General features: G+C 74.8%; 25 protein-coding genes and 1 pseudogene. 20 read left to right on the top strand and 6 right to left on the bottom strand.

All coding sequences use genetic code 11. The features are described 5' to 3' along the window. From ABD317_RS01330 to ABD317_RS01315, 4 genes are all read left to right on the top strand, one after another. A partial coding sequence (locus ABD317_RS01330; RefSeq protein ID WP_344286900.1) for a TOBE domain-containing protein occupies positions 1–368 on the top strand: 368 nt, incomplete at its 5' end. After that, on the top strand, positions 365–1,264 hold the full coding sequence (locus ABD317_RS01325) for an ABC transporter permease subunit (RefSeq protein WP_027752221.1): 900 nt from the start codon (positions 365–367) through the stop codon (positions 1,262–1,264). The genes ABD317_RS01330 and ABD317_RS01325, both read left to right, overlap by 4 nt. Beyond that, complete coding sequence (locus tag ABD317_RS01320) at positions 1,264–2,190, top strand: ABC transporter permease subunit (RefSeq protein WP_078627412.1); 927 nt, start codon at positions 1,264–1,266, stop codon at positions 2,188–2,190. The genes ABD317_RS01325 and ABD317_RS01320 overlap by 1 nt, the downstream gene beginning before the upstream one ends. 145 nt (positions 2,191–2,335) lie before the next feature. Next, on the top strand, positions 2,336–4,291 hold the full coding sequence (locus ABD317_RS01315) for a serine/threonine-protein kinase (protein ID WP_344286895.1): 1,956 nt from the start codon (positions 2,336–2,338) through the stop codon (positions 4,289–4,291). A 160-nt stretch (positions 4,292–4,451) separates the two neighbouring features. Here ABD317_RS01315 and ABD317_RS01310 read toward each other — a convergent pair whose 3' ends face one another. Continuing rightward, positions 4,452–5,063: a TetR/AcrR family transcriptional regulator gene (locus ABD317_RS01310; RefSeq protein ID WP_344286893.1), complete on the bottom strand. Its 612-nt coding sequence runs from the start codon at positions 5,061–5,063 to the stop codon at positions 4,452–4,454. Between ABD317_RS01310 and ABD317_RS01305 the strand changes: the two are divergent. The 7 genes and pseudogenes from ABD317_RS01305 to ABD317_RS01275 form a co-directional block, all read left to right on the top strand. Beyond that, positions 5,053–5,694: pseudogene (locus ABD317_RS01305) on the top strand (aldo/keto reductase); the annotation flags it as partial. The gene ABD317_RS01310 and the pseudogene ABD317_RS01305 sit on opposite strands and share 11 nt — an antisense overlap. 78 nt (positions 5,695–5,772) lie before the next feature. Further along, positions 5,773–6,585: a CoA transferase subunit A gene (locus tag ABD317_RS01300; protein WP_344286891.1), complete on the top strand. Its 813-nt coding sequence runs from the start codon at positions 5,773–5,775 to the stop codon at positions 6,583–6,585. 23 nt (positions 6,586–6,608) lie between these two features. Then, on the top strand, positions 6,609–7,424 hold the full coding sequence (locus tag ABD317_RS01295) for a CoA-transferase subunit beta (RefSeq protein WP_344286922.1): 816 nt from the start codon (positions 6,609–6,611) through the stop codon (positions 7,422–7,424). Further along, complete coding sequence (gene pcaH / locus ABD317_RS01290; RefSeq protein ID WP_344286889.1) at positions 7,421–8,197, top strand: protocatechuate 3,4-dioxygenase subunit beta; 777 nt, start codon at positions 7,421–7,423, stop codon at positions 8,195–8,197. Before ABD317_RS01295 ends, pcaH begins: the two co-directional genes overlap by 4 nt. After that, positions 8,194–8,754, top strand: a complete 561-nt coding sequence (gene pcaG / locus ABD317_RS01285) for a protocatechuate 3,4-dioxygenase subunit alpha (protein WP_344286887.1) — start codon at positions 8,194–8,196, stop codon at positions 8,752–8,754. Before pcaH ends, pcaG begins: the two co-directional genes overlap by 4 nt. Positions 8,755–8,862: 108 nt before the next feature. After that, positions 8,863–10,146 (top strand): bifunctional 3-oxoadipate enol-lactonase/4-carboxymuconolactone decarboxylase PcaDC, encoded by a 1,284-nt coding sequence (pcaDC, locus tag ABD317_RS01280; RefSeq protein ID WP_344286885.1) that lies wholly within the window; start codon positions 8,863–8,865, stop codon positions 10,144–10,146. Then, complete coding sequence (locus ABD317_RS01275) at positions 10,146–11,321, top strand: 4-hydroxybenzoate 3-monooxygenase (protein ID WP_344286883.1); 1,176 nt, start codon at positions 10,146–10,148, stop codon at positions 11,319–11,321. The genes pcaDC and ABD317_RS01275 overlap by 1 nt, the downstream gene beginning before the upstream one ends. A gap of 17 nt (positions 11,322–11,338) precedes the next feature. Here ABD317_RS01275 and ABD317_RS01270 read toward each other — a convergent pair whose 3' ends face one another. Further along, positions 11,339–12,217: a PaaX family transcriptional regulator C-terminal domain-containing protein gene (locus ABD317_RS01270; RefSeq protein WP_199788925.1), complete on the bottom strand. Its 879-nt coding sequence runs from the start codon at positions 12,215–12,217 to the stop codon at positions 11,339–11,341. 248 nt (positions 12,218–12,465) lie between these two features. Between ABD317_RS01270 and ABD317_RS01265 the strand changes: the two genes are divergently transcribed. The 7 genes from ABD317_RS01265 to ABD317_RS01235 all read left to right on the top strand — a co-directional run bounded on the left by ABD317_RS01265 (position 12,466) and on the right by ABD317_RS01235 (position 20,732). Next, the gene (locus ABD317_RS01265) at positions 12,466–13,656 is read left to right on the top strand and encodes an ABC transporter substrate-binding protein (protein ID WP_344286880.1); all 1,191 of its coding nucleotides are present in this window, start codon (positions 12,466–12,468) and stop codon (positions 13,654–13,656) included. Then, complete coding sequence (locus ABD317_RS01260; RefSeq protein ID WP_344286878.1) at positions 13,653–14,441, top strand: ABC transporter ATP-binding protein; 789 nt, start codon at positions 13,653–13,655, stop codon at positions 14,439–14,441. Before ABD317_RS01265 ends, ABD317_RS01260 begins: the two co-directional genes overlap by 4 nt. After that, positions 14,438–15,238, top strand: a complete 801-nt coding sequence (locus ABD317_RS01255) for an ABC transporter ATP-binding protein (RefSeq protein ID WP_344286876.1) — start codon at positions 14,438–14,440, stop codon at positions 15,236–15,238. The genes ABD317_RS01260 and ABD317_RS01255 overlap by 4 nt, the downstream gene beginning before the upstream one ends. Next, complete coding sequence (locus ABD317_RS01250; RefSeq protein ID WP_344286874.1) at positions 15,235–16,098, top strand: branched-chain amino acid ABC transporter permease; 864 nt, start codon at positions 15,235–15,237, stop codon at positions 16,096–16,098. Before ABD317_RS01255 ends, ABD317_RS01250 begins: the two co-directional genes overlap by 4 nt. A 110-nt stretch (positions 16,099–16,208) precedes the next feature. Then, entirely contained in the window at positions 16,209–17,273 is a 1,065-nt protein-coding gene (locus ABD317_RS01245; RefSeq protein ID WP_344286872.1) for a branched-chain amino acid ABC transporter permease, read from the top strand. A gap of 86 nt (positions 17,274–17,359) precedes the next feature. Further along, on the top strand, positions 17,360–19,138 hold the full coding sequence (locus tag ABD317_RS01240; RefSeq protein WP_344286870.1) for an IclR family transcriptional regulator domain-containing protein: 1,779 nt from the start codon (positions 17,360–17,362) through the stop codon (positions 19,136–19,138). 136 nt (positions 19,139–19,274) lie between these two features. Then, the gene (locus ABD317_RS01235) at positions 19,275–20,732 is read left to right on the top strand and encodes an aldehyde dehydrogenase family protein (RefSeq protein ID WP_344286868.1); all 1,458 of its coding nucleotides are present in this window, start codon (positions 19,275–19,277) and stop codon (positions 20,730–20,732) included. Between the two features lie 87 nt (positions 20,733–20,819). Here ABD317_RS01235 and ABD317_RS01230 read toward each other — a convergent pair whose 3' ends face one another. The 4 genes from ABD317_RS01230 to ABD317_RS01215 are packed head-to-tail and all read right to left on the bottom strand — an operon-like array spanning position 20,820 to position 24,717. After that, positions 20,820–21,278, bottom strand: coding sequence for a MaoC family dehydratase (locus ABD317_RS01230; RefSeq protein WP_344286866.1), 459 nt, complete (start codon positions 21,276–21,278; stop codon positions 20,820–20,822). Next, the gene (locus ABD317_RS01225) at positions 21,275–22,813 is read right to left on the bottom strand and encodes an acyl-CoA synthetase (RefSeq protein WP_344286864.1); all 1,539 of its coding nucleotides are present in this window, start codon (positions 22,811–22,813) and stop codon (positions 21,275–21,277) included. Before ABD317_RS01225 ends, ABD317_RS01230 begins: the two co-directional genes overlap by 4 nt. A 30-nt stretch (positions 22,814–22,843) precedes the next feature. Continuing rightward, on the bottom strand, positions 22,844–23,728 hold the full coding sequence (locus ABD317_RS01220) for an amidohydrolase family protein (RefSeq protein ID WP_425582242.1): 885 nt from the start codon (positions 23,726–23,728) through the stop codon (positions 22,844–22,846). Beyond that, positions 23,725–24,717: an SDR family NAD(P)-dependent oxidoreductase gene (locus ABD317_RS01215; protein ID WP_344286862.1), complete on the bottom strand. Its 993-nt coding sequence runs from the start codon at positions 24,715–24,717 to the stop codon at positions 23,725–23,727. The genes ABD317_RS01220 and ABD317_RS01215 overlap by 4 nt, the downstream gene beginning before the upstream one ends. A gap of 223 nt (positions 24,718–24,940) precedes the next feature. Between ABD317_RS01215 and ABD317_RS01210 the strand changes: the two genes are divergently transcribed. Both ABD317_RS01210 and ABD317_RS01205 read left to right on the top strand, forming a co-directional pair. Continuing rightward, the gene (locus ABD317_RS01210) at positions 24,941–25,369 is read left to right on the top strand and encodes a MarR family winged helix-turn-helix transcriptional regulator (RefSeq protein ID WP_344286918.1); all 429 of its coding nucleotides are present in this window, start codon (positions 24,941–24,943) and stop codon (positions 25,367–25,369) included. Between the two features lie 18 nt (positions 25,370–25,387). Further along, the gene (locus ABD317_RS01205) at positions 25,388–26,218 is read left to right on the top strand and encodes an IclR family transcriptional regulator (protein WP_344286860.1); all 831 of its coding nucleotides are present in this window, start codon (positions 25,388–25,390) and stop codon (positions 26,216–26,218) included. Positions 26,219–26,413: the final 195 nt, after the last annotated feature.

Below are 26,413 nucleotides of genomic sequence, written 5' to 3'. Positions count from 1 at the left end.
CCCGCCGCGACGGCGCCCCGGCGGCCGGCGACGCCGCCGCCGCGCTGCTGCCGGAGGACCTGGACGCGGCGGCCGCCGCCGGCGCCGCGGAGTCCGGGACGGACGGGCCGAGGCTGCCGGCCACCGTGGAGGTGGTCGAGTACCACGGCCGCGAACTCGCCGTGCAGGGCCGGCTGTCCGACGGCCAGCGGGTGCACTTCAGAACCCGTACGCGGCTCGCACCCGACGACGCCGTCGAGCTGACCGCGCCGCCGGAGCGGGTACTCGTCTTCCCCCGGGAGGAGGCCGGAGCGCCGGACCCGCAGCCGCGGCGGCCGGCGGCCGGCGAGACCCCCGATCCGAAGGCCTCCGAGGCGGTGGCGCCGTGAGCGCCGACGCCCGGGAGGGCCGCCCGGCGCTGCGCCACCGCCTGGCGGAGCGCGGCGTGGACCGTACGACGATGCTCGTGCTGCCCGGGGTGGCCTTCCTGCTGGTGCTCTTCTGCTACCCGTTCGTCTACGGCCTGCAGCTCTCCTTCCAGCCGGCGGAGGGCGGCGGCCCGTTCGCCAACTACCGCACGTTCTTCGAGGATCCGTACCTCCGCGAGACGATCTGGCTCACCCTCCGGCTCGCCGTGCCCGCCGCCCTGATCAACTGCCTGGCGGCGGTCCCCGTCGCGTTCCGCACCCGCGGCGTCTTCCGCGGCCGGCGGCTGGTCATGACGCTGCTGGTGATGCCGATCACGCTGGGCACCGTGCTCACCGCGCAGGGGCTGCTCGGCTACCTGGGCGCCAACGGCTGGTTCAACAAGATACTGACCGGCATCGGGATCATCGACCAGCCGCTCGGCCTGGTGCACAACTACTGGGGCGTGCTCGCCTCCCTGGTGATCAGCGGCTTCCCGTTCTCGTACCTGCTGACGCTCTCCTATCTGACGGGCATCGATCCCAGCCTGGAGCGGGCCGCCGCCACCCTCGGCGCAAGCCGCCGCCAGCGGTTCCGGCACGTGCTGCTGCCGCTGCTCGCCCCCGGTCTGGCGATCACCTTCTGCCTCTCCTTCGTGCTGGCGTTCGCGGTGTTCCCCTCCGCCCAGCTGGTCGGCGACCCGCGCGGCAGCACGCACGTCATCTCCATCGAGGCGTACGAGGCCGCCTTCCAGCAGTTCGACTACCCGATGGGCTCGGCGATCGCCATGATCATGGCCGCGGTGATGCTGGTGGTCGTCGCCCTGGTGCTGACGTGGCGCTCACTGCTGTACCGCGGCGCGACGGGAGGCAAGGGCTGATGGCCGGAACCACCGGGAACGTCGACACCCGCGACCCGCTGGCGCCGGACGGCGCCGCCGCCGGGCCGCACGGCGGGGAGGAGCCGGCGCGCAGGCGGCGGTTCGGCCGGCCCGTGACGTGGGTGACGGTCCTCGTCTTCGGGCTGTTCTTCGTCAACCTCGCCGGGGTCATCGGCGTGCCGCTCGTCGACTCGTTCGGCAGCCGCTGGTTCACCACCTGGCTGCCGGAGGGCTGGACGACCAAGTGGTACGGGGAGGCCTGGGACGAGTTCGCCCTCGGCCAGGTCTTCTGGGCCACGGCGCTGGTGTCGCTGCTGGTGGTGCTGCTGTCCGTGGCCATCGGCGTGCCCGCCGCGTACGCCCTGGCCCGGCGGAGCTTTCCCGGCAAGAAGCTCGTGCTGCTGCTCTTCCTGCTGCCCATCCTGGCGCCGCCGATGACGTACGGCATCCCGCTGGCCACCGTGCTGTACAAGTTCCATCTCGCGGGCAGCTTCACCGGCGTCGTGCTCGCGAACCTGGTGCCGTCGGTGCCGTTCGTGGTGCTCACCATGACCCCGTTCATCGAGCAGATCGACCCGCGGATCGAGGCGGCGGCCCGGATGTGCGGCGCGAAGACCACGGCGATCTTCCTGCGGATCCTGGCGCCGCTGCTGGTGCCCGGCATCCTCGCCGCGTCCGTGCTCGTGCTGGTGCGTACGGTCGGCATGTTCGAGCTGACCTTCCTCACCGCGGGACCGGAGAGCCAGACGCTCGTCGTGGCGCTGTACTACGCGATGTTCTCCGCCGGCATCCGCACCCAGCAGTCGATCGACGCGATGGCCGTGATGTACATGTTCTCCATGCTGGTCCTGCTCGTCATCGCGTTGCGCTTCGTCAACCCGACGCAGTTGGTGACCAGGGTGAAGGAGGAACAGACGGAGAAGTGAGCCGCCCGGTGGGCGGCTCGCCGGTTTCCGGACGTCCGGCTCGTCCGGCCGGATTGCGTCCACCGCTCGGGCGACCGGCGGAAGGCTGGGTAACACTGCGCACAGTCCCCCTTACACAGTACGTTCGGTCGAGGGAGGTGGATCTGTGCGTTCCGGAGAGGAGTTCGCGGACCGCTACGTGCTCCACGAGGTCATCGGCGCGGGGCGCGGCGGCGATGTGTGGCTGGCCCACGACACGATGGTGGGCCAGGACGTCGCGCTGAAGCCGGAGCGGGCGGAGGGCGAGGGCGAGACCGCGGTGCGCCGGCTGCTGGGCGAGCCACGCGCCCTGGCCAAGTTCCGCGACCATCCCCACGTCGTGACCCTGTACGACGTCGTCACCGTGGCGCCGGACGGCGGCGGGGGCGAGGCGGACACGTACTGGTTCGTCATGGAGTACGTGCCCGGCGGCGGCCTGGACCGGCAGCCGCCGGTCTCCCCCGAACGGGCGGCCCGCATCGGGGCCCAACTCGCCGACGCGCTGGCCGCCCTGCACGAGGAAGGCATCGTCCACTGCGACGTCAAGCCCGCGAACATCGGCCTCACCCGGCGCGGCGACGCGAAGTTACTCGACTTCGGGGCGGCCTACCGGGCCGGCGGCAGCGAGACCATCACGTTCAACGGCCCGTACAGCTACACCCCGGACTACGCGGCTCCGGAACTGGCCCGGGGCAGCGTCCCCCGGCCGGCGTCGGACGTGTTCTGCCTGGCGGCCACCCTCTACGCCCTGGTCACCGGTACGCCGCCGCGTGGCGGCGCGCGAGGGGAGAACGAGCGGGACGGCCACCGGGAGGACACGGGCTCCCGGGGGAACAGCCAGAGCATGCGGCACCTGCGGGCCGAGCAGGGCTTCGTCGAGATGGACGCCGACGCCGTGGGACCGCTGTACCCCGCCCTGGCCGCCATGCTCCGACGCGACCCACGGCAGCGCCCCGACGCCGCGGAGGCCAGGCACCTGCTGGAGGACATCGCCGCGGCCGGCTCCCGAGCCCCGGTGGACACCCCCGCGGACAGGGCCGCAGCACCCGGGGACACCGCCGCCCTCGACACCGTCACGAGGCGCCGGCGCCGGCCGTTGCTCGCGGCCGCGCTCGCTGCCGGCGCCGTGACCGCTCTGGCACTCGCCCTCGTCCTCGGCGGTGAGGGCGAGGACGGGAAGACCGCGTCCCGGTCCGCCCAGAGCGGGCGACCGGGGGCGCAGGCCCTGATCGGCGACCCGCACACGGCGGACGTGTGCGCCCTCGCCGACACCGCCGCTCTCGACCAGTTCGCCGGCGAGGACGTCCGCAAGGATGTGGACTACGGGAACTTCGACCGCTGCGACGTCCTCGTGGGCGTCGACGACGAGACCCGGATCGACGTGTCCATCCGCCTCCTGGAGAGCGCGCCGCCCCAGGGGGTCAGGCCCTCCCGCACGATCGGGAGGATCAGCATCGTCGACGACGAGGCGGAGGACGACGAGTGCAGCCGGCTGCTGACCACCGGCGGCAGCGCCGAGGAGACCCTGGTCCAGGTGCGCGTCAACATGGGCGAAGGCTCGGTGAACGGCGGCAACGCCACCCTGTGCACGGTCGCCGAAAGAGCCGCCGAGAGCGCGGCCGAGGTCCTCGACGCCGGCCCGCTCCCCCGCCGTGCACCGGCCTACCCGCAGACCTCGCTGGCCTGGCGGAACGCCTGCGAACTCCTCGACGCCACCGCGCTGTCCGCCGTCCCCGGCCTCAGGGCCGACGTGCCGGACACGACGATCGCGAACTGGGGCTGCGAGTGGTCCGGCACCGTCGACGAGCTCGACGCGGAGGTGAGCTTCTTCCGGGACCAGCCCCGTTCCGCTCAGGACGGCACGGTCCTCACACTCAGCGGATACCGCACGGTCGTCAAGCCGAACGACGACGGCGACTCCTGCAGCGCCCTTGTCGAGCACCACAGGTACAAGGGCCAGGATGCCGTGACCGCCGCCGAGATGGTGCGCCTCGACGTCGAGGGCGAACGGCCCATCGAGGATCTCTGCGGGATGGCGCAAGACCTCGCGGCGTCCGCCGCCGACCGGCTCCGCACGCAGTGACGGCAGCCAGGACTCGCGGATGCGGATGATGCGGTGGCCGCGGGCGGGCGGTCACGGTGTGGGACCGCCCGGCAGCGCGGTAGTCCGCGCGTGAGCCGCCGGCCCGGTCGCACGTGGCGAAGCTGCCGTCCAGCAGGATGACGTCGGGGCCGGTCCGGGTTCACGGCCCGGTCGGACCGGCGGGTGGTGCGGGGCCGGTGGCGAGGACGTGGTCGACGGCCGCGTTGAGGGTCTCGATCTCGGCGATGAGGACGGATTCGCGGGTGGGCAGGGCGCGTTCGACCGAGAGTCCGTTGAGGACGACGGTGAGAAGGAACCTGACCGTGCGGGTGTGGTCTCCCGGGGGCAGGGCGCCTTCCTCGGCGAGCACGGTCAGCCAGTGTTCGACACGGCGCTCCGCCTCCCGCTGATGGCCGAGGTACGCGGCGCGTACCTGTTCGGTCGGCTCGGGTTCGATGAACGTCCGGTACATCGTGCCCCATGCGGTTCGCGCGTCCTCGTTGGTGCCGAGCGGTGCGAGAACCTGCCGCAGGCAGTTCAGCAGCCGTTCGCGGGGCGGCAGTGTCCGGTCCCGGATCGGGTCGTCGGGCAGCAGGTACTCGTAGATTCGCGCGAGCAGGCTGTCCTGCAGGGCCCGCTGGGTGGGGAAATGGAACCTCAGCGAGCCAGTGCTCACCCCCGCACGCGCGGCGACCGCGCGCACGCTCAGCTTCGCCGCAACGTCCTCGGCGAGCATCTCCGCGGCGGCCTGGAGGATCAACCCGGCCAACATCCGCCCGGCCGTGGAGGGATCGCTCAAGCGCCTGGGTACCGACTACATCGACCTCTACTACCAGCACCGGGTGGACCCCGGCACGCCCATCGAAGAGACCGTCGGCGCGCTGGCCGAGCTGGTGGCCGAAGGCAAGATCCGGCACATCGGCCTGTCGGAGGCCGGCCCCGCCACGATCCGCCGCGCTCACGCCGTGCATCCGGTCACCGCGGTCCAGACCGAGCACTCCCTGTGGACCCGCGACCCGGAGGCCGAGATCCTGCCCGTCCTGCGCGAACTGGGCATCGGCTTCGTGCCGTACTCCCCGCTTGGCCGCGGCTTCCTGACGGGCAGCATCCGCTCCCTGAACGACCTTGACGCCGACGACTGGCGCCGCACCAACCACCGCTTCGCCGACGGCAACCTGGAACGCAATCTGCGGATCGTCGACGAGGTCCGGGCCGTAGCCGCCGAGATTGACACCACGCCCGCGCAGGTCGCCCTGGCCTGGCTGCTCGCCCAGGGCCATCGACGGCTGACCGAAGACGCACCCTCACGCACGCCGCCGCCCGCCGCGCATCCCGGCCGGACCCGTGCCGCGCCACCCGTTGACCGGACGTCGCGGGTGAGGACAGACTTGAGCATTGGATGAAAGATTCTTCACCAGGCGAACAGACAGGAGGCGCGGCGCAGCAGAGTCAGGACAGCCGGACAGGAGGGGGCAGGGGCCATGGCCGAGATCCGTTCGCTGCGGGACGCCGTCGCCGCGCTGATCCACGACGGCGACACCGTGGCGATGGAGGGCTTCACCCATCTCATCCCCTTCGCCGCCGCCCACGAGGTCATCCGCCAGGGCATCACCGACCTGACCCTCGTGCGCATGACCCCGGACGTGATCTACGACCAGCTCATCGGCGCCGGGGTCGTCCGCAAACTCGTCTTCTCCTGGGGCGGCAACCCCGGTGTCGGCTCGCTGCACCGCTTCCGGGACGCGGTCGAGAACGGGTGGCCGCGCCCGCTTGAGGTGGAGGAACACAGCCACGCCGGAATGGCCAACCGCTACGTCGCCGGCGCGTCCGGGCTGCCGTTCGGCGTCCTGCGCGGCTACGCGGGCACGGGCCTGCCGGAGCGGACGGACACGGTCGGCACCGTACGCTGCCCCTTCACCGGCGAGGAGCTGGCGGCCGTCGCGGCCCTCAACCCGGACGTGACCGTCATCCACGCCCAGCGCGCCGACGCCGCCGGCAACGTCCAGCTGTGGGGACTGCTCGGCGTGCAGAAGGAGGCGGCGCTGGCCGCGCGGCGCGTGCTGGTCACCGTCGAGGAGGTCGTCGAGTCGCTTGAGCCGCGCCCCGGCGCCGTCGTCCTGCCCGCGTGGACCGTCACCGCCGTGGCCGAGGTGCCGGACGGCGCCCGTCCCTCGTACGCGGCCGGCTACTCCGAGCGCGACAACGGCCGTTACCGCGACTGGGACGCGGTCTCCCGCGACCGCGCCGCCTTCGCCGCCTGGCTGGAGACCCACGTACGGGAGGGAGCCCGGTGAGCGGCTGGAGCAGCGACGAGCTGATGACGGTCAACGCGGCGCGCGCGCTCGCGGACGTGCGGACCTGCTTCGTCGGCATCGGCCTGCCGAGCACCGCGGCGAACCTGGCCAGGCGCACGGTCAATCCGGGCCTGGTGCTCCTCTACGAGTCCGGCACGATCGGCTCGAAGCCGACCCGGCTGCCGCTGTCCATCGGCGACGGCGAACTCGCCGACACCGCCGACGCCGTGGTGCCGGTGCCGGAGATGTTCAACTACTGGCTCCAGGCCGGGCGGATCGACGTCGGCTTCCTCGGCGCCGCGCAGCTGGACCGGCACGCCAACATCAACACCACCGTCGTCGACCGCGGCCCCGGCCGGCCGCAGGGCCGGCTGCCCGGCGCGGGCGGCGCGCCGGAGATCGCCGCGAGCTGCGGGGAGGTCCTGGTGGTGGTGCGCCACTCGCCCCGCAGCTTCGTCGAGCGGCTGGACTTCGTCACCTCCGTGGGCCACGGCTCGGGCCCCGGTGACCGCCGCCGCCTCGGGCTGCGCGGCCGGGGCCCCACCGCCGTCATCACCGACCTCGGCGTCCTGCGCCCCGACCCGGCCACGGCCGAGCTGGTACTGGCCGAGCTGCACCCCGGCGTCAGCGCGGAACAGGCGCGGGCGGCCACCGGGTGGCGGCTGAGGACGGCCGACGCCGTCGGCACCACGGCGGCACCCACCGCCGCGGAGCTGCGCACCCTGCGTGCGCTGAAGGCCGCGGGAACGACGGAGACGACCGGGAGGACGGAGACAGCGGAGACGACCGGGAGGACAGGGACGGCGGAGACGACGGGGACGACAGGAGAGCACGTATGACCGCACAACCGCCCACCCAGGCCGACATCGGCGCCGAGATGGCACGCGCCCGCGACGCCTACGCCAAGGCCGTCGCCGACGGCGCGCCCGTACGCCACCACCCCGGCCGCGACTACGCCCCGTACCGCAGCAGCGCGCTGCGCCATCCGCTGCGCCCGCTCGTCGCGGTGGCCGACCCCGAGGCCGCGGAGCTGTCCGGTCCGGTGTTCGGCGTCACCGACGTCACCGACCTCGACCACGACCTGACCCGCCAGCACCCGGGCGAGCCGCTCGGCGAGCGCATCACCGTCACGGGCCGCGTGCTCGACCGGGCGGGCCGGCCCGTGCGCGGCCAGCTGGTGGAGCTGTGGCAGGCCAACGCCTCCGGCCGCTACGCGCACCTGCGCGACCAGCACCCCGCCCCACTGGACCCGAACTTCACCGGCGTGGGCCGCTGCCTGACCGACGACCGCGGCGCGTACACCTTCACCACGGTCCGGCCCGGCGCCTACCCGTGGCGCAACCACACCAACGCCTGGCGCCCCGCCCACCTCCACTTCTCCCTGTTCGGCAACGCGTTCACCCAGCGCCTGGTCACCCAGATGTACTTCCCCGGCGACCCGCTCTTCGCGCACGACCCGATCCTGCAGTCCGTCACGGACGAGGCGGCCCGGCAGCGTCTGGTCGCCGCGTACGACCACGAGCTGTCGACCCCGGAGTGGGCGCTCGGCTACCGCTGGGACATCGTGCTCGACGGGCCCGCCGCCACCTGGGCCGAGGAGGGCCGCCGATGACGCTGCCGCCGACCCCGTCGCAGACCGTCGGCCCCTTCTACGGCTACGCCCTGCCCTTCACCGGCGGCGGCGACCTCGCCCCCGCCGGCCATCCCGACGCCCTCACGGTGCACGGCCGCGTGTACGACGGCGCGTCGGCACCCGTTCCCGACGCGCTGGTGGAGATCTGGCAGCCCGCGCCCGACGGCTCCCGCCGCGGCGCGCCGGGGTCGCTGCGCCGCGATCCGGTGACCGGGCGGTTCGCGGGACGCGACGCCACCGTCTTCACCGGCTTCGCCCGCGTGCCGACCGACGCCGACGGCCACTGGGCGGTGCACACCCTGCCGCCCGGCGGGGTCCCCTACCTCGCGGTCGCCGTCTTCGCCCGCGGCCTGCTGCACCACCTGTACACGCGGGCCTACCTCACCGACGCGCCCCGCACGGCCGACGAGCTGCTGTCCGCGCTCCCGCCGGACCGGCGCGCGACGCTGATCGCGGCGCCGGAGCCGAACCGCACGTACCGCTTCGACATACGCCTCCAGGGCGAAGGGGAGACGGTCTTCCTTGACTTCGGCTGAGACGTCGGCTGAGCCACCCGACGACGCCCCCGGCCCCGGGCTGCCGGCGCCCGGCCGCCCCGGCACGGGAGGCGCCGCACGGCCGCGCACCACCGCGGGAGGCGCCGCATGATCCTGCACCATCGCGTCGAAGGACCGCCCGGCGCGCCGCCGCTGCTGCTCGGCCCCTCCCTGGGCACCTCGACGGCCGTGTGGGACCCGCAGTTGCCCGCCCTCGCCCGCGGCCACCGCGTCGTACGGTGGGGGCTGCCCGGCCACCGCGGCGGGCAGGAGAGCCGCGCCCCCGGCGCGGAGCCCGCCCCCGCCACCGTCGCCGCGCTCGCGGGCCTCGTGCTGGAGCTGGCCGACCGGCTGGGCCTGGACCGGTTCCGGTACGCCGGGATCTCCCTCGGCGGCGCCGTCGGCGCCTGGCTCGCGGCCCACCGCCCCGACCGCGTCGAGGCGCTCGCGCTGGTGTGCACCTCCGCGCACTTCGGCGGCCCCGGCCCGTGGCTCGAACGCGCCGCGCTGGTACGGGACGAGGGCATGGACCCGGTCGCCGACGCCGCCCCGGCGCGCTGGTTCACGCCCGCGTTCGCGGACCGCCCCGCGGCCCGTGCCCGCGTGGCGGACCTGCGCGGCGCGGACCCCGATCGCTACGCCGCCCTCTGCGAGGCGCTGGCCGCCTTCGACCTGCGCGCCGACCTGGCGCGGATCGCCGCGCCCACCCTCGTCGTCGCCGGCCGCGAGGACCCGGCGGCCCCGCCGGGGCACGCCCGCGAGCTGGCCGACGGCATCCCGGGCGCGGGGCTGACCGAGATCCCGCACGCCTCCCACCTCGCGAACGTCGAACGCCCGGCGCCCGTACTGGCCGCGCTGCTCGGCCACTTCGGCGCGCCGCCCGGGGGTACCGCCCACGCGCGAAGCGCTGTGGGGGAGCCCGGCGACGCGGAACGGCACGCCACCGGGACGGCCGTCCGGCGCGCGGTGCTCGGCGACGCCCACGTCGACGGCGCCGCCGCCCGCACGACCGCCTTCACCGCCGGCTTCCAGGACTTCCTCACCCGCTACGCCTGGGGCGAGGTCTGGACCCGCCCCGGCCTCGACCGCGCCACCCGCAGCTGCGTCACCCTCACCGCCCTGGTGGCCGGCGGCCGCACGGAGGAGCTGGCCATGCACGTGCGCGCCGCGCTGCGCAACGGGCTCACCGCCGGGGAGATCGAGGAGGTCCTGCTGCAGTCCGCCGTGTACTGCGGGCTGCCCGCGGCGAACGCCGCGTTCGCGGTCGCCGACCGGGTCCTGGCGGAGACCGGCGCGTCCGAAGCCGCGTCCGAAGAGCCGGACGGGCCACCGGAGTCAGGGGTGGCGGAGGGTCCGGCACGACCCGTGGAACCCGAGGAGGGGGGCACGTGATGCACACCACCGTCGGCATCATCGGCGGCGGCCCGGCCGGTCTGCTCCTGGCCCGGCTGCTGCACCGCTCCGGCATCGACTGCGTCGTCCTGGAGGGCCGCGACCGCACGTACGTGGAGCGGCGCCAGCGCGCCGGCATCCTCGAACAGAGCACGGTCGACGCCCTGCGCGCGGCGGGCGCCGGCGCCCGGCTCGACCGCGAGGGGCTCGCCCACGACGGCATCGAGCTGCGCTTCGACCGCCGCTCGTGCCGCGTCGACTTCCCGTCGCTGACCGGCGGCCGCCGGGTGTGGGTGTACGCCCAGACCGAGGTGGTCAAGGACCTCATCGCGCTGCAACTCAAGGACGGCCCGCCGCTGCTGTTCGGGGCCGAGGCGCTCGCGGTCGAGGACGCCGGCACCGGCCGCCCCGCGGTCCGCTACCGCCACCGGGGCAGGGAGCAGACCCTGACCTGCGACTACGCGGTCGGCTGCGACGGCTTCCACGGCGTGGCGCGGGCCGCGGTCCCGGCCGGGGTCCGGCGCGCGTACGAGCGGACGTACCCGTACTCCTGGCTCGGCGTCCTCGCCGACGTCGCCCCGTCCTGCGACGAGTTGATCTACGCCCACTCGCCGCGCGGCTTCGCGCTGCACAGCATGCGCTCCCCCGCCGTCAGCCGCCTCTACCTCCAGGTGCCGAACGGCACGGACCCCGCCGACTGGCCGGACGAGCGGATATGGGACGAGCTGGACGCCCGGTTCGCCGTCGACGGCGACTGGACGCTCGGCCGCGGCCCGATCACCGCGAAGGCGGTGCTGCCGATGCGCAGCCACGTCCTGGAACCGATGCGGTACGGGCGGGTGTTCCTCGCCGGCGACGCGGCCCACATCGTGCCGCCGGCCGGTGCCAAGGGCCTCAATCTGGCGGCCGCCGACGTCATCGTCCTGGCCCGGGCCCTCGCCCGCCTCCGCACGAGCGGGGACGCCGGGCCCCTCGACGCCTACTCGGACACCTGCCTGCGCCGGGTGTGGCGGGCCGAGCACTTCTCGTACTTCATGACCACGACCCTGCACACCGCGCCGGGGCAGAGCCCTTTCGACACCCGGCTGCAGCTGGCCCAGTTGGAGCGCATCGCCTCCTCCCGGCACGCCGCGGCCGAACTCGCCGAGAACTACACGGGGCCGCCGCTGGGCTGAGCCGGATGGCGCGGCCGTCAGCCCAGCTCGACGATCTCGCAGGTGCGGTCGACGATCTCCCGGGCCGGTCCCTCGAAGCGGCCGCGCAGCTGGTGCACGACGTCCTGCGCGCGGGCGGCGGGCCAGTCCGCGGGCAGGTGCTGCACCGGCAGCCGCGGGTCCACCCGGACGAGCCGCAGCCACTCCGTGAGCAGGCGCAGATAGCGGACCAGGTCGTCGGGGGCGTCGGGGACGGGGTCCGGCATGTCCCAGCGCAGCAGGAAGTCGCTGTAGCCGGCCACCAGGCCGTCGAGGTCGAAGGCGTCGCGCACCATCTGCCCGACGTCCGTCGGGGGCTGGGCGATGCCGGAGAAGACCTTGACCCGGCCCGCAAGCTCCGGGGCGTCCACGACGGGGCCGACGTCGACGCCGGACGGCGCGATCCACATGCCGTTGCCCAGCGCGCCGAAGCCGGACCAGACCAGCCGGGCGCGCAGGTCGTGCCGCTGCCGCTGCCAGGACTCGGGGAGCGAGAAGGCCAGCACGGTCCAGGTGCCGTCCCAGTCGGTGTTGACCGGCCCGCGCTGCCACACGCGCGCCTCGCCGTCGCGCAGGATCTCCGCGGAGCGCTCGGTGAGGCCGAAGTACATCCTGCGGCCCCGGCGGTGCCGGGCGAGCAGGCCCCGGCCCACCATGCGGGTGAGGGTCGAGCGCAGCGCGTGCTCGCTCACGCCGAGCCGGGCGAAGACGTCGATGAAGCTGCCGGAGAAGACGGCGACGTCCCGGCCGAGCACGTAGTTGCCGAGGAAGGTCAGCATCACCGACTGCGGGCGCAGGCCCGCGGTGCCGCCGGCGGAGCCCGTGCGTCTGGCCAGAGGGTCGTCGTCCACTGCAGCGTTCACCGATTCTGCTCCCATGCGGTCAGCGTAATGACAGCGCGCGGCGCGGCGGCCCCGCGGCGGCGTGCCCGCGACCCGTTACCGCGACCCATTGATGTTGGGCAGATTATTGACGACAGTCAAGTTCACGCCTATCTTCACACTGCATTCCCGGCCTCGCCGACCGCCTTCCAGGCCTGGCCCCGCACGGCCGCACGGCACCACGAAACGCCCCTCGCCCGGACACCCCCAACTGCCCCCGGGCGCGGCACCCTCGGGAGGTTGACATGCGCAGATTCCTGCCCCTGCTCGCCGCGGTGGCGCTGCTCGCCACCGCCTGCGGCGACGGCGCCGGAGCAGACGGCGACGGCGGCCCGATCCAGCTCGGCTTCATCGAGTCGCTGTCCGGCACCTACGCCCCTCTCGGCACCGAGGCGGCGAAGACCGTCGAGCTGGCGGTGGACCAGATCAACAAGGAGGGCGGTATCGACGGCCGCACGATCGAGCTGACCACGCTCGACGACAAGACCGCCCCCGACCAGGCCGTCATCCACTTCAACAAGCTCAAGGAGCAGGGCGTCGACGCCATCATCGGCTCGACGTTCTCCAACGCCGCGCTGGCGGTCGCGCCGATGGCGGAGCGGGAGCAGATCCCGTACGTCTCCCTCGCGCCCGCCGACGAGCAGGTGGACCCGGTCCGGCCGCACACCTTCGTCGTGCCGGCGATCTCCTCGAAGTACGCCGAGTCGATGCTGCGGTACTTCGAGGCGGAGGGGATCACCAGGATCGCCGTGGCCTACGACACCAACAACGCCTACGCGAAGGCCGGGTTCGAGGGGATGGAGGAGGGCGCGTCCGCGCACGGCGTGGAGATGGTGCGGATCGAGCGGTTCGAGACCAACACCTCCGACTTCAGCTCCGTCCTCACCCACGTCCGGGGTTCGGACGCGCAGGCGCTGGCCGTGTGGGCGAGCGGGGCGCCCGGGGTGACGATCGCCAAGCAGTACGCCGCCGCCGGGCTCGACATCCCGATGGTGATGACCGCGTCGCAGGCCAGCAAGCTGTGGCTGGAGCCGGTCGGCTCCGCTGCCGAGGGCGTGTACGTGCAGAGCGCGGTCGGCGTGGTCGGCGACGAGCTGCCGGACGGCAGGCTGAAGTCCGTCATCGACAGGATGGCCGACCCGTTCGAGGAGAAGTACGGCTACCCGCCGCCGCAGTTCGCCATGGACGGGTACGCGGGTGTGCTGCTGATCGCCGCCGCGTTCGAGCAGGCCGGCGGCACCGACAAGGCGGAGGTGCGCGCCGCGCTGGAGTCGATGGACCTGGTCACCCCGACCGGCCGCTACACCTACAGCGCCGACGACCACTCGGGCCTGGACGTCGTCAACATCTCCATGAACCAGGTGCGGGACGGCAGGCTGGTACCCACCGAGTGGGGCCGCGAGCAGCTGGCCAAGGCCGCGGAAGACGCGGGATGACGGCCGCGGCGATGCTGCGCGTCGAGGAGCTGAGCCGCGCCTTCGGCGCCGTGTACGCCGTGCGGGACGTGAGCCTGTCCGTCGCCGAGGGCGAGACCCGCGCGGTGATCGGCCCCAACGGCGCCGGCAAGTCCACGCTGTTCAACCTCGTCAGCGGTCATCTCACGCCCGGCCACGGCACCGTGCACTACGCCGCGGGCGACCGGCTGCGCCGTATCGACCGGCTGTCCGCGCACGCCCGCGCCCGCCAGGGCATCGCGATCGTGTTCCAGAGCGCACGGCTGTTCCACGGGATGACCGCCCTGGAGAACGTCATGGTCGGCGCGCACGCCCGCACCCGGCACGGCTTCCTCTCCGCCGCGCTGCGGCTGCCGCGGCACCACCGCGAGGAGGCCGCCATCACCGCCGACGCGCTCGCGGCGCTCGACCGCGTGGGCCTGCGGGACTGGGCCCACCGCTCCGCGGACGCGCTGCCGCTCGGGCAGCAGCGTGCCCTGCAGGTGGCCAGGGCGCTGTGCGCCCGGCCGCGGCTGCTGCTGCTCGACGAGCCGGCGTCGGGACTGCGCGCCGGCGAACGCGAGGCGCTGGCCCGGCTGATCGAGGGCCTGCGCGCGGAGGGACTGACGATGATGCTCATCGAGCACGACGTGGCGTTCGTCGCCCGGCTCGCCGACCGGGTCACCGTGCTCCACCTCGGGCGGCAGATCGCGGAGGGCACCCCCGAGCAGATCCGCGGCGACGACGCGGTCCTGGCGGCCTACCTCGGGCAGGAGGCCCCCGCATGACCTCCTCCACGCGGGACTCCGCCCCGCCCGGCGCCCCCGGCGCCCCCGGCGCCCCCGGCGCATCCTGTGCCCCCGCGGCCGCGGTGGTCGCGGTCGACGACGTCGTCGTCCGCCACGGCACCGCGACCGCCGTGGACCGGGTCAGCCTGACCGTCGCCCCCGGCGAGGCGGTCGCCCTGGTGGGCCCGAACGGAGCCGGGAAGACCTCGCTGGTCAACACGATCATGGGGTTGATCCGGCCGGCGGCCGGTCGCGTGGCCGTACGCGGCCGGGCGGCGCTGGTGCCCGAGGGCCGCCAGATGTTCCCCGACCTGGACGTGGAGGACAACCTCCGGCTCGGCGCCTGGCCGCTGCGCTCCCGCGGCGCCGCCGCACGCGACACCTCCCGGGTCTACGAGGTGCTGCCGGACCTGGCGGGCATCCGCCGCCGCAAGGCGGGCACGCTGTCCGGCGGTGAGCAGCAGATGGTCGCGTTCGGCCGGGCGCTGATGGCCGACCCGGACGTGCTCGTCGTCGACGAACTCTCCCTCGGCCTCGCCCCGCTCATCACCGCGGCGCTCGCGGACCACCTGCGGGAGCTCAACACCGTCCGCGGTCTCGCCCTGCTGCTGATCGAGCAGAACGCCCGGCTGGCGCTGGAGCTGTGCACGCGCGCCTACGTCCTGGAGTCGGGCCGCGTCCGCGCCGAGGGCCCGTCGGCCCGGCTGGCGGAGAGCGCCGAGGTCGCGGCCGCCTACCTCGGCGGCCCCGCGGAGCCGCCGCCGGCGGCCGGCGGCGCGGAAGGAGACGGGGCGTGAGCGAGTTCGTCCAGTACCTGGTCTCCGGGCTCGCCGTCGGCTGCAGCTTCGCGCTGCTCGGCAGCGGCCTGGTGACGATCCACCGGGTGACCCGCGTGGTGAACTTCGCCCAGGGCATGTTCGCCGTGGTCGCGGGCCTGACCGCGGGCTCGCTGCTGTCGGCGGGGCTGCCGCACGGTCTGGCCGAGGCCGTCGCCGTGCTGACGGCGGGCGCGGCGGGGCTGCTCGTCGGCGTCGCCGCCGTCGGCCGACGCGGCACCAGCCCGCAGTCCGCGCTGATCGTCACCCTCGGCATCGGCTTCCTGGCCTACGCGGTCGAGATCGTGATCTGGGGCGAGGACCCGCGCTCGTTCCCCGGGCTCGGCGGGGCGGTGGAGATCGCCGGCGCGCACCTGCAGAAGCAGTACTTCCTGGTGATCGGTGCGGCGGCGCTCGCCTTCGCCGCGCTGGGCCTGTTCTTCACCCGCACCCTCCTCGGCAAGGCGCTCGGCGCCTGCGCCTCGAACCCGTACGCCGCGCGCGCCGTCGGCATCGACGTCACCCGCATGGGGCTCGTCGCCTTCACCCTCGGCGGCGTGCTCGGGGGCGTGGCCGGCGTGCTCGTCACGCCGCTGCAGTCCCTGTCGTACAACAGCGACGTCCTGCTGATCACCAACGGGTTCGCGGCCGCGATCCTCGGCGGCCTGACCCGGCTGGGCCCCGCGCTGGCGGGCGGGCTCGCCCTGGGCGTCGCGGAGTCCATGGTCGCCGGCTACTACGAGGCCTCCTACCAGAGCGTCGTGGCGCTGGCCCTGATGCTCGCGGTCATGGTCTGGCGGGCCTCGCAGCACACCGCCCTGCAGGAGGAGGCTTCACTGTGAACAAGCCGACGACGCAGCCGCGCTCCCAGGGGGGACCGCCGACCCGCGCGCGGCGCGCAGCGGGGAAGCGGTCACCGGCGCCGGCGCGGACACCGGCCCGGCTCGCCGCCTTGGGACCCGCCGCCCGGTTGCGCCGGCCCCGCGTCCTGGCCGTCGTCGCCGTGTGCGCCGCCGCCCTGGCGCTGCCGCAGGTGCTGCCGGCCTCGGACGTCCCGGTCCTCGTCACGCTGCTGCTGTCGGCCATCGTGGTCACCGGGCTGTCGATGCTCATGGGCTATGCGGGTCAGATCTCCCTCGGCCACGCGGCGTTCTACCTCATCGGCGCCTACACGGCCGCGCTCCTCGCCACCCACGGCAGGCCGACGTGGCTCGGCCTGGCCGCCGCGCCGCTGGCCGCGGCCGTCGTCGCCGCGGTGATCGGCGTGCCGCTGCTGCGGCTGCGCGGCCACCAACTGGCGTTCGCGACACTCGCCATGCAGCTCATCCTGCTCAACGTGGTGGGACAGCAGGAGTGGACCGGCGGCGACATCGGCCTGCAGGGCGTGCCCCGGCTGACGGTGGCCGGATACGAGTTCAGCAGCGCGAAGTCGTACGCCTACCTCACGCTCGCCGCCCTCGCCCTGGTCGTGATCGTCACCCGCAACGTGGTCGCCTCCCGCCCCGGCCGCGGCCTGCGGGCGCTGGCGACCAGCGAGGTGGCCGCCGAGTCCGCCGGGGTGCCGGTGGTGGCGTACAAGCTGGCGGTCTTCAGCCTCTCGGCCGGCTTCGCGGGCCTCGCGGGCGGGATCTACGCCTTCTACACCGGCTACCTGGCGCCCGGGTCCTTCCCGGTGCTGCTGTCCTTCGAGTTCGTGGTGATGGCCGTGATCGGCGGCCTGGGCACCGTGTGGGGCGCGCTCGCCGGCGCGGCCGTGATCACGCTGCTGCTGCAGGAGCTGAACGAGCTGGGCACCGCCGAGGGCATGCCGGGCTCCGCCCCCGCCGTGCTGTCGTACGCGGTGTACGGGCTGCTCCTCGTCCTCGTCGTGCTGTACCTGCCGCGCGGCCTGGTGCCGAGCGCGACGGCGTGGTGGGAGCGGCGCCGGGCGCGGCGCCGCTCCGGCGGCCCCCACGACGACAGCCCGGCCGACGGTCCCGGCACCGGCACCGGCGCTGCGGCCGGGAAGGGGACGTAGCGGCGGCGACGGCGCGGCCGCCGCCCTGTGCGCCGGCGTGCCGCGTTCCTCTACGGTGTCCCCCAGATCCAGCAGGGGGAGTGTCCATGCCGCCGTCCCGTACGACGCCGCCCGGCGCCGCAGGGCAGTCCGCCGGCGGGGTGCCGCCGGCCGAGGCCGTCGCCCCGCTGCTGCGCGGCGTCGCGGTGCTGCGCACGCTCACCGACGCCGGCGGGACGCTGAGCCTGAGCGAGCTGGAACGCGCCACCGGCCTGGCGCGCTCCACCGTCGACCGGGTGACCGGCACGCTCGCGCGCATGGGCTACCTGCGGCTGGACGGCCGCGACGCCGCCCTGTCCCCGCGGCTGATGGAGCTGGGCAACGCCTACCTCGCCGCCCTCCGGCTCCCCGGGCTGCTCGACGGGTACGCCGAGGAGCTGGCCGACGAGCTGGACGAGTCCGTCTCCCTGGCCGTCCCCGACGGCGACGGCATCCGCTTCATCCACCAGGCGACCCGGCGCCGCACCATGTCCCTGAGCTTCCGCATCGGCGACCTGCTGCCCGCCGAGCGCACCGCGCCGGGGCCGGTGTTCGCCGCGGACTGGACCGAGGCGCAGTGGGCGCGGTGGGCCGCGCGCCGGGACGCCGACCCCGAGGACCGGGGCTTCCCGGGCGTGCCGCCGCGCGGCCGGGACGGCCGCGCGCCCCGCGGCCGGGACGACTTCGCCGGGCGCGCGCCGCGGGCCCGCGACCGGGGCTGGGCGGTGGACGACCAGCTGATCGAGCCCGGTCTCATCGCCCTCGCCCTGCCCGTACGCGACCCGGACGGCCGGGTGGTGTGCGCGCTCAGCGTGGTGAGCCACACCAGCAGGCACAGCGCGGACTCGCTGCCGGAGGCGCTGCTGCCCCACGTGCGCGCGACCGTGGCCGCGATGGAGCGGGAGCTGCGGCAGGCCGGACCCTCCCCCGCCGGCTACACCCCCGTTGGCGGGGGTACCCCCACTCCCGCCGGCTACACCCCCGTTGGCGGGGGCACCCCCACTCCTACGCCCCCCGCGCCCGCCGGGCTCGCCGCCTGGACCGGCGCGTCCAAGCAAGAGCTGGGCAGGGAGTTCGTCGAATCGCTCGCCCGCGGCCTGACCGTGCTGACGGCGTTCGGCGAGGGCCGCGAGGCGCTGACGCTCGCGGCCGTCGCGCGGGCCACCGGGCTGGCCCGGGCCACCGCCCGCCGCGCCCTGATCACCTGGGAGCACCTCGGGTACGTCGCCGGGGCCGAGGGGACGTTCCGGCTCACCCCGCGGGTCCTCGCCCTCGGCTTCCCGCCGCTCTCCCGCACGACGCTGCCGCAGATCGCCACGCCGCACCTCGCCGCGCTGGCGCGGCGGGTGCACGACTCGGCGTCGCTGGCCGTGCTCGCCGGGGACGACGTGCAGTACACCGCGCGGGTGGCCACGAGCCGCATCATGAGCGTCAACATCACCCTCGGCACCCGCTTCCCCGCCTACGCGACGTCCATGGGCCGGGTGCTGCTCGCCGGCCTGCCGGACGCCGAGCGCGCGGCCCGGCTGGCGCGTACGGAGCTGCGGCCGCTCACCCCGTACACGCTCACCCGGCGGCCGGACCTGGCGAAGGCCCTGGACCGCGTCCGGCGCGAGGGGTACGCCCTGGTCGACGAGGAGCTGGAGGAGGGGCTGCGCTCGATCGCCGTGCCGGTGCGCGACCGGGACGGGGAAGTCGTGGCGGCGGTCAACGTCGCGATGCACAGCAGCCGCCGCAGCGTCGCGGAGTGCGTCGCCGGCGTCCTGCCCGAGCTGCGCGCCGAAGTCGCCCGCATCGAGGCCGACCTGCACGTCGCCGGGCGGTTCGCCCGTATCCCCGCGGCCTGAGCCCGGGGCCCTTGACTTCCCGGGCGGCCGGGAGGACGCTGACCGCCCGACGAAGAGTGAATGAGACTTCACTGAGCGAACACGCCTGTCGGAGCCGGGCTCTGCACCGCACAGCCGCAGGAGAGGACCCGCCGCCATGCCCGTCACGCGCGAACTACTCATCGGCGGCAAGGACATGCCCGCCGCCTCCGGCCGCACCACCGCCGACACCGGCCCCTCCGGCGAGGTGTACGCCACCGTCGCCGCCGCCGGGCCCGAGGACGTCGCGCGGGCGGTGGCGGCCGCCGACGCGGCCTTCCCCGCGTGGGCCGCGGTCAGCCCGTTCGCGCGCCGGGCGGTCTTCCTCGACGCCGCGGACCTGCTCGACGGCCGGGCCGACCGGGTCGCCCGGCTGATGGCGGAGGAGACCGGCGGCACCCGGCCGTGGGCGCTGTTCAACGTCGCCCTCGCCGCGCACATCCTACGGGAGGCGGGCGCCGCGGTCACCGCGCCCCGCGGTGACGTGCTCAGCGCCCAGGAGGAGGGCGTGCTGGGCATGGCGGTGCGCGAGCCGATGGGCGTCGTCGCCGCGTTCGCGCCCTGGAACGCCCCCGTCATCCTGGGCGTACGAGCCGTGGCCGCGCCGCTCGCGGCCGGCAACGCCGTCGTGCTGAAGCCGAGCGAGGACGCGCCGCTGGCCTGCGGACTCCTCGTCGCCGACGTACTGCGCGAGGCCGGGCTGCCCGACGGCGTGCTGAACGTGGTCACCAACGCGCCGGAGGACGCGGCCGGGATCGCCGAGGCCCTCATCTCCGACCCCCGGGTCCGTGCCGTCAACTTCACCGGGTCCACGGAGGTGGGGCGCGCCGTCGGCACCCGCGCGGCCGCCCACCTCAAACCCGCGCTGCTGGAGCTGGGCGGCAAGAACTCCGTCGTCGTGCTCGCCGACGCCGACGTGGGCCACGCGGTCGACGCCGCCGCCTTCGGCGTCTTCCTCAACTCCGGTCAGATCTGCATGTCGGCGGACCGTGTCCTGGTCCACGAGAGTCTCGCCGGGGAGTTCTCCGAGCGGTTCGCCGCCAAGGCCGCCGGGCTGCCGGCGGGCGACCCCCGGCAGCCGGGCACCGTGGTCGGCCCGCTGATCAGCGCGGCCGCCGCACAGCGGGTCGCCGGGCTGGTGGCGGACGCGGTGGCCGGCGGCGCCACGGTGCTCGCCGGCGGCGGGGCCGCCGAGGGGGCGCTGTACCCGGCCACGGTCCTCACCGGGGTCGGCGAGGCGAGCGACCTGTACCGCGCCGAGTCGTTCGGCCCGGTGTGCGCCGTCACCGCCTTCGCCGACGACGACGCGGCCGTGTCCCTGGCCAACGACACCGAGAACGGCCTGACGTGCGGCATCATCACGGAGAACGCCACCCACGGGCTGGCCGTCGCCCGCCGCGTGCGCACCGGCATCGTGCACGTGGGCGACCAGTCCGTCGCCGACGAGCCGCAGGCCCCGTTCGGCGGCGTCGGCGCCTCCGGACACGGGCGGTTCGGCGGCCGCTGGGGCATCGAGGCCTTCTCCTGCACGCGCTGGCTGACCGTCGCCACCCGGCACGCGGCATATCCCTTCTGAGGGTCCCTTCTGACGCATGCCCGTCCGGGCCGCCGCGGTCCCCTCCTCGTCCGCGGCGGCCCCGGGTCGGTCCGGGAGGCGGGGCCGTCAGGCGTAGAAGCGGGAGATGCTCTGCAGCACGCAGGCCGGCTTCGCGCCGCCCTCGATCTCGATCGTGCCGTCGACGGTGAGCTGCACGCCGCCGCCCGGCACGTCCGCGACCTCGGCGAGCCGCGCCGCCAGCCGGATCCGCGCGCCGGCCGGGACCGGCGCGGGGAAGCGGACCCTGTTCAGGCCGTAGTTGACCTTCGTGGTGACGCCCTCGACCGCAAGGAGCCCGGTGAACAGCGGGAGGAACAGCGACAGCGTGAGGTGCCCGTGGGCGATGGCCGCGCCGAAGGGGCCGGCCGCGGCGCGTTCGGGGTCGGTGTGGATCCACTGGTGGTCGCCGGTGGCGTCGGCGAAGGCGTCGATGCGGTCCTGGGTGATCTCGGTCCAGGCGGTGGTGCCCAGGTCGCTGCCGGCGAGCTTCCGCAGCTCGGCCAGGCCGTTGACGGTGACGGTCATCGGGGGCTCCTGTCGTCGGGGGTGCCGTGCCGGCTGCGGACGCGGGCCTTGAGGAGCTTGCCGGAGGCGGTGCGGGGCAGTTCGGCCACGGTCACGACGGACTTGGGGATCTTGTACGGGGCGAGCCGGCCGGACAGCGCCGCGAGGACCTCGTCCGGGTCGAGGACCGCGCCCTCGCGGGCGACGACCACCGCGCGGCCGACCTCGCCCCACTTGTCGTCGGGAACGCCGATGACGGCGCACTCCACGACGTCGGGGTGGGCGAGCAGGGCGTTCTCGACCTCGGCGGGGTAGATGTTCTCGCCGCCCGAGATGATCACGTCCTTGAGGCGGTCGACGATGGTGACGTAGCCGTCGGCGTCGACGCGGGCGGCGTCGCCGGAGCGGAACCAGCCGTCGGCGAAGGCCGCGGCGCTCTCCTCGGGCAGGCCCCAGTAGCCGGGCATGACGTGCGGGCCGCGCACCAGGACCTCGCCGGTCTCGCCGACGTCCACCGGGGTGAGGTCGGGGCGGGCGACGCGCACGTCGCTGAAGAAGTGCGGCACGCCCGCGGAACCGGCCTTGGCGGTGGCGTGCTCGGCGTCGAGGAAGAGGGTGCCGGGGGCCGCCTCGGTCATGCCGTAGCCCTGCAGGAGGGTCAGGCCGCGGCGCTGGCAGGCGGCGATGAGCGGGGCGGGGACGGGAGAGCCGCCGCAGGTGAGGAGGCGCAGCGAGGAGAGGTCCGCGTCGTCCCACCGCGGGTGGCGGACAATCCGGTCGTACATCGCGGGCACCCCGAACAGGAACGTGACGCGGTGCCGCTCGACGAGGTCGAGGGTGCCGCCCGGGTCGAACGCACCGGTGACGACGCAGGTGCCGCCCTTGAGCAGCACCGGCAGCGCGAGCATGTTGAGCCCGGCGATGTGGAACAGCGGCGCGGAGACGAGGGCGACCTCGTCGGCGGCGAGGTCGTGGTCGATCAGGACGTTGACCGCGTTCCAGGTGAGGTTGCCGTGGGTGAGCACGGCGCCCTTGGGGCGGCCGGTCGTGCCCGAGGTGTACACGAGGAGCGCGGTGTCGTCGAGGGCGACCGGCTCGTCGAGGGGGTCGCCGGCCGCGGCGGCGAGCAGGTCCTCGTACGCGGCGTCGCCCGCGGGGAGGCGCACGGGGGCGGCGCCCGCGGCGGCTGCGGCAGCCTCGGCCGCCACGGCCCCGTGCGAGGGCGGGTGGAGCAGCGCCCGGGCGCCGGAGTCGGCGAGCTGGTACGCGACCTCGGGCGCGGTCAGCCGGAAGTTGAGGGGGACGAACACCGCGCCGAGGATCCCGGTGGCGAACAGCGCCTCCAGGAAGGCGGGGTGGTTGGGGCCGAGGTAGGCGACGCGGTCCCCGCGCCGGACGCCGTGGGCGTGCAGGACGTGGGCGAGGCGGGTGGAGCGGTCGTGCAGCCCGGCGTAGCTGACGGCCCGCGGGTCCGGTCCGTGGTGGAGCAGGGCGGTGCGACGGGGGGTCTTGCGGGCCCGCCGCGCGGGCCACGACCCCAGTCCCTCGTTGCGCATCTGTGCGCCCCTTTGCGGCTCGACGGGGGTTTACGAGCGGGTGAGCCCGAGCAGCCGGGCGGCGTTCTCCTTCAGGATCGCGGGCCTGACCTCGTCCTTGATGGGCAGCTCGGCGAAGTCCGCAAGCCACCGGTCGGGGGTCAGGACGGGGAAGTCAGAGCCGAAGAGCACCTTGTCCTTCAGCAGCGAGTTGGCGTACTTGACCAGCTGCGGCGGGAAGTACTTCGGCGACCAGCCGGACAGGTCGATGTGGACCCCGGGCTTGTGCGTGGCCACGGCCAGCGCCTCGTCCTGCCAGGGGAACGACGGGTGGGCCAGGATGATCTTCAGCTGGGGGAAGTCGGCGGCGACGTCGTCCACGCACATCGGGTGGGAGTACTTCAGCCGGATGCCGCCCCCGCCGGGGACGCCCGCGCCGATGCCGGTCTGCCCGGTGTGGAACAGCGCGATGGTGCCGGTCTCCTCGATCACCTCGTACAGCCCGTAGGCGAGGCGGTCGTCGGGGAAGAACCCCTGGATGCTGGGGTGGAACTTGAACCCGCGCACCCCGTGCTCCTCGACCAGCCGGCGGGCCTGCCGCACGCCGGCGCGGCCGCGGAAGGGGTCGATGCTGGCGAAGGGGATGAGCACGTCGGGGTTGGCCGCGGCCGCCTCGGCGACCTCTTCGTTGGGGACGGGCCGGGTGCCGGTCGCGGACTCGGCGTCGACGGTAAAGACCACCGCGGCCATGTTCCGCTCGCGGTAGTACGCGGCGGTCTCCTGCAGAGTGGGCTTGCGCTCGCCCTGGACCTTGAAGTACGCGCTGGACGCGGCGTGCAGGCCGGCGTCGAGGGAGGCGTGGCCCCGCGCGGACACCTCGGCGTGGGTGTGGACGTCGAGCGCGGCGATGCGGTCGACGTCGATGGCGGCCGTCACGACGGGCCGCCCTCCGGGGACCGCGGGGCCGGGGGCTCCGGCGTCGGGAGCTTCGGCGGGAGGATGCCCACCGACTGCGGCTCGCGGCCGACCGAGGTGTGCCAGGCGGCGGCGACGGCCTCCGGGGTCCAGCCCCCGTCCGCGTACGCGACGGCGGTCTCCTGCGGGTGCGACCACAGGGTGAGCCGGTCGCCGCCGATGCCGATGCACTGCCCGGTGATGTCGCGGGCGGCGTCGGATGCCAGGAACGGCACGAGCGCGGCGCAGTCCTCCGGGGTGCCGAAGCCCTCGCCCTTGCGCAGGAAGTCGGGCAGCGGCTCGCCGCGGTGCAGCGCCTCCACGTAGGGGGCGAAGGCCGCGATGGTCTCGGTCATCGCGGTGGCGGCGACCGGCACCACCGCGTTCACCGTGATGCCCGCGCGGGCCAGCTCCATGGACCAGGTGCGGGCCATGGCGGCGATGCCGGCCTTGGCGGCGGCGTAGTTGGTCTGCCCGAAGTTGCCGCGCTGCCCCGCGGGCGAGCCGACGAGCACCAGGGTGCCGCCCCCGCCCTGCTCGCGCATGCGCACGGCGGCGGCGCGGGCGCAGGTGAAGGTGCCCCTGAGGTGGGTGGTCACGACGGCGTCGAAGTCCTCGTCGGTCATCTTCCACAGCACCCTGTCGCGCAGGATGCCGGCGTTGGTGACCATGACGTCGAGCCGCCCGAACTCCGCCACGGCGCGGTCGACGAGGCGCTCGGCGGCCTCCGCGGTGCCGACGGCGGCGGCCTCGGCGACGGCGCTGCCGCCGGACTCCCGCAGGGACTTCGCAGCCCGCTCGGCGACGCCGGCGTCGAGGTCGTTGACGACGACGGACGCCCCGGCCGCGGTGAGCGCGGCGGCGTAGGCGAGGCCGAGCCCGCGGCCGCTGCCGGTCACGACGGCGGCCTTGCCGGTGAGTTGAGGGCCGCCGGGCGGGGCCGGCGGGGCGGTGGCGGAGGGATCAGGCACGTGGTGTCCCTTCTCGGAGCGGACGGCGGCGGCGGGCGGCCGGGGAGCTGCGCGCCCGGCCCCGCGGCGGGCCGACAGAAAGGAAGTTATGACCAATAATTGTTGTCGTCAATAGTTGTTGAGAGCCAGTATGTGGGGCATGCTGGTGCTGTCCCGTCCGACGCCCCGTGGGCACACGGGCCAGCACCCGGAGCACGACATCACCGACCACGACCCGCCCTGGATGCGCGACCTGCACGCCGACACCGGCTATCTGCTGTACCGGCTCGGGCTGCGCTCCGGCCGGCTGTTCAACGCCACCCTGGAGGAGTCCGGGCTGCGGCTGCGGCACTACGCGCTGCTGCGCTATCTCGCCTCCGTGGACGGCGCCCCGCAGCGGGAGCTGAGCGAGCGCCTCGGCTACGACCCGAGCGCGATCGTGAGCCTCGTGGACGACCTGGAGCGGTTCGGCTTCGCCGTCCGCACGGCCTCCCCCGCCGACCGCCGCAGCCGCATCGTCGCCCTCACCGACCGGGGCCGGGACACGCTGCGCGACACCGGCAAGGGCGGTCGCCGGGTCACCGACGAGCTGCTCGCCCCGCTGCACCCCGACGAGCGGGCCACGCTGCACGCGCTGCTGCTGCGCATCGCGGAACCCGGGCCCTCCGAGTAGAGCTGACGGACGGCGCCGATGCCGGACCCCGCAGGACAGCAGCCGCAGGGCCGCGGGCCCGGCGCGGCGCCGCCGCACTCCCGCTCCGCCGCGGACCGGCTGCTGGCCGTCCTCGGCGCGTTCGACCACGCCAACCCGGCGCTGTCGCTGACCGGGATCGCCCGGCGCGCCCGCCTCACCCCCGCCACCGCGCACCGCCTGGTGGGGGTCCTGACCGCGTGGGGCGCGCTCGAACGGGACGAGCGGGGCAGTTACCACATCGGGCTGCGGGTGTGGGAGCTCGCGGCGCTGGCCCCGCGCGGCCATGCGCTGCGCGAGGCGGCGCTGCCGTTCCTGGAGGACCTGTACGAGGCCACCCACGAGAACGTGCATCTCGCGGTCCGCGACGGCCTGGACACGGTGTACATCGAGCGGATCTCCGGCCGCTCCGCGGTCGGCGTGCGCAGCCGGGTCGGCGCGCGGTGGCCGCTGCACGCCACGGGCGTCGGCCTGGTGCTCCTCGCCCACAGCTCCCCGGCCGTCCAGGACGAGGTGTGCGCACGGCCGCTGGTGGCCTTCACGCCGCACACGCTCTCCGATCCGGTGCGGCTGCGGCGCACCCTGGCCGACGTCCGGCGCACCGGATGCGCCGTGAGCGACCGCCAGATCACCGAGGACGCGCTGTCGGTGGCCGCGCCGGTGCGCGGCCCGCGCGGCGACGTGGTGGCGGCGGTGTCGCTCGTCGTCCACGCCGCGGGGACGCAGCCGCCGATGCTGATCCCCGCCGTGCGGCTGGCGGCCCGCGGCATCTCGCGGGCGCTGGGCCGGCCGGGGGCGCCGCCTCTCGGGGAGGGTCCCGGTCCCGGCTGACCGCGGCGCCGCGGGGGCCCGGTGCGCGCGCGGCGGGGGCGGGGCGGTGAGCGTGCGGGTCGGGCGGGGGCGCATGGCGCGTCGCTCCCTTTCTCCGGGCGGAGCGGGTGCGGGCTCCCGGGGGAGGCGCCGGGAGCCTGACGCGGAATGTAGGGCGAATTTCCAACCACAGTCAATAAATCGCACAACATCGGC

Origin of the sequence: Streptomyces synnematoformans (assembly GCF_039531005.1) — a bacterium.
GTDB classification, from domain to species: domain Bacteria; phylum Actinomycetota; class Actinomycetes; order Streptomycetales; family Streptomycetaceae; genus Streptomyces; species Streptomyces synnematoformans.
Note: the sequence above shows the minus strand (reverse complement) of the source record. Positions and strands in the feature narration are given on the sequence as shown.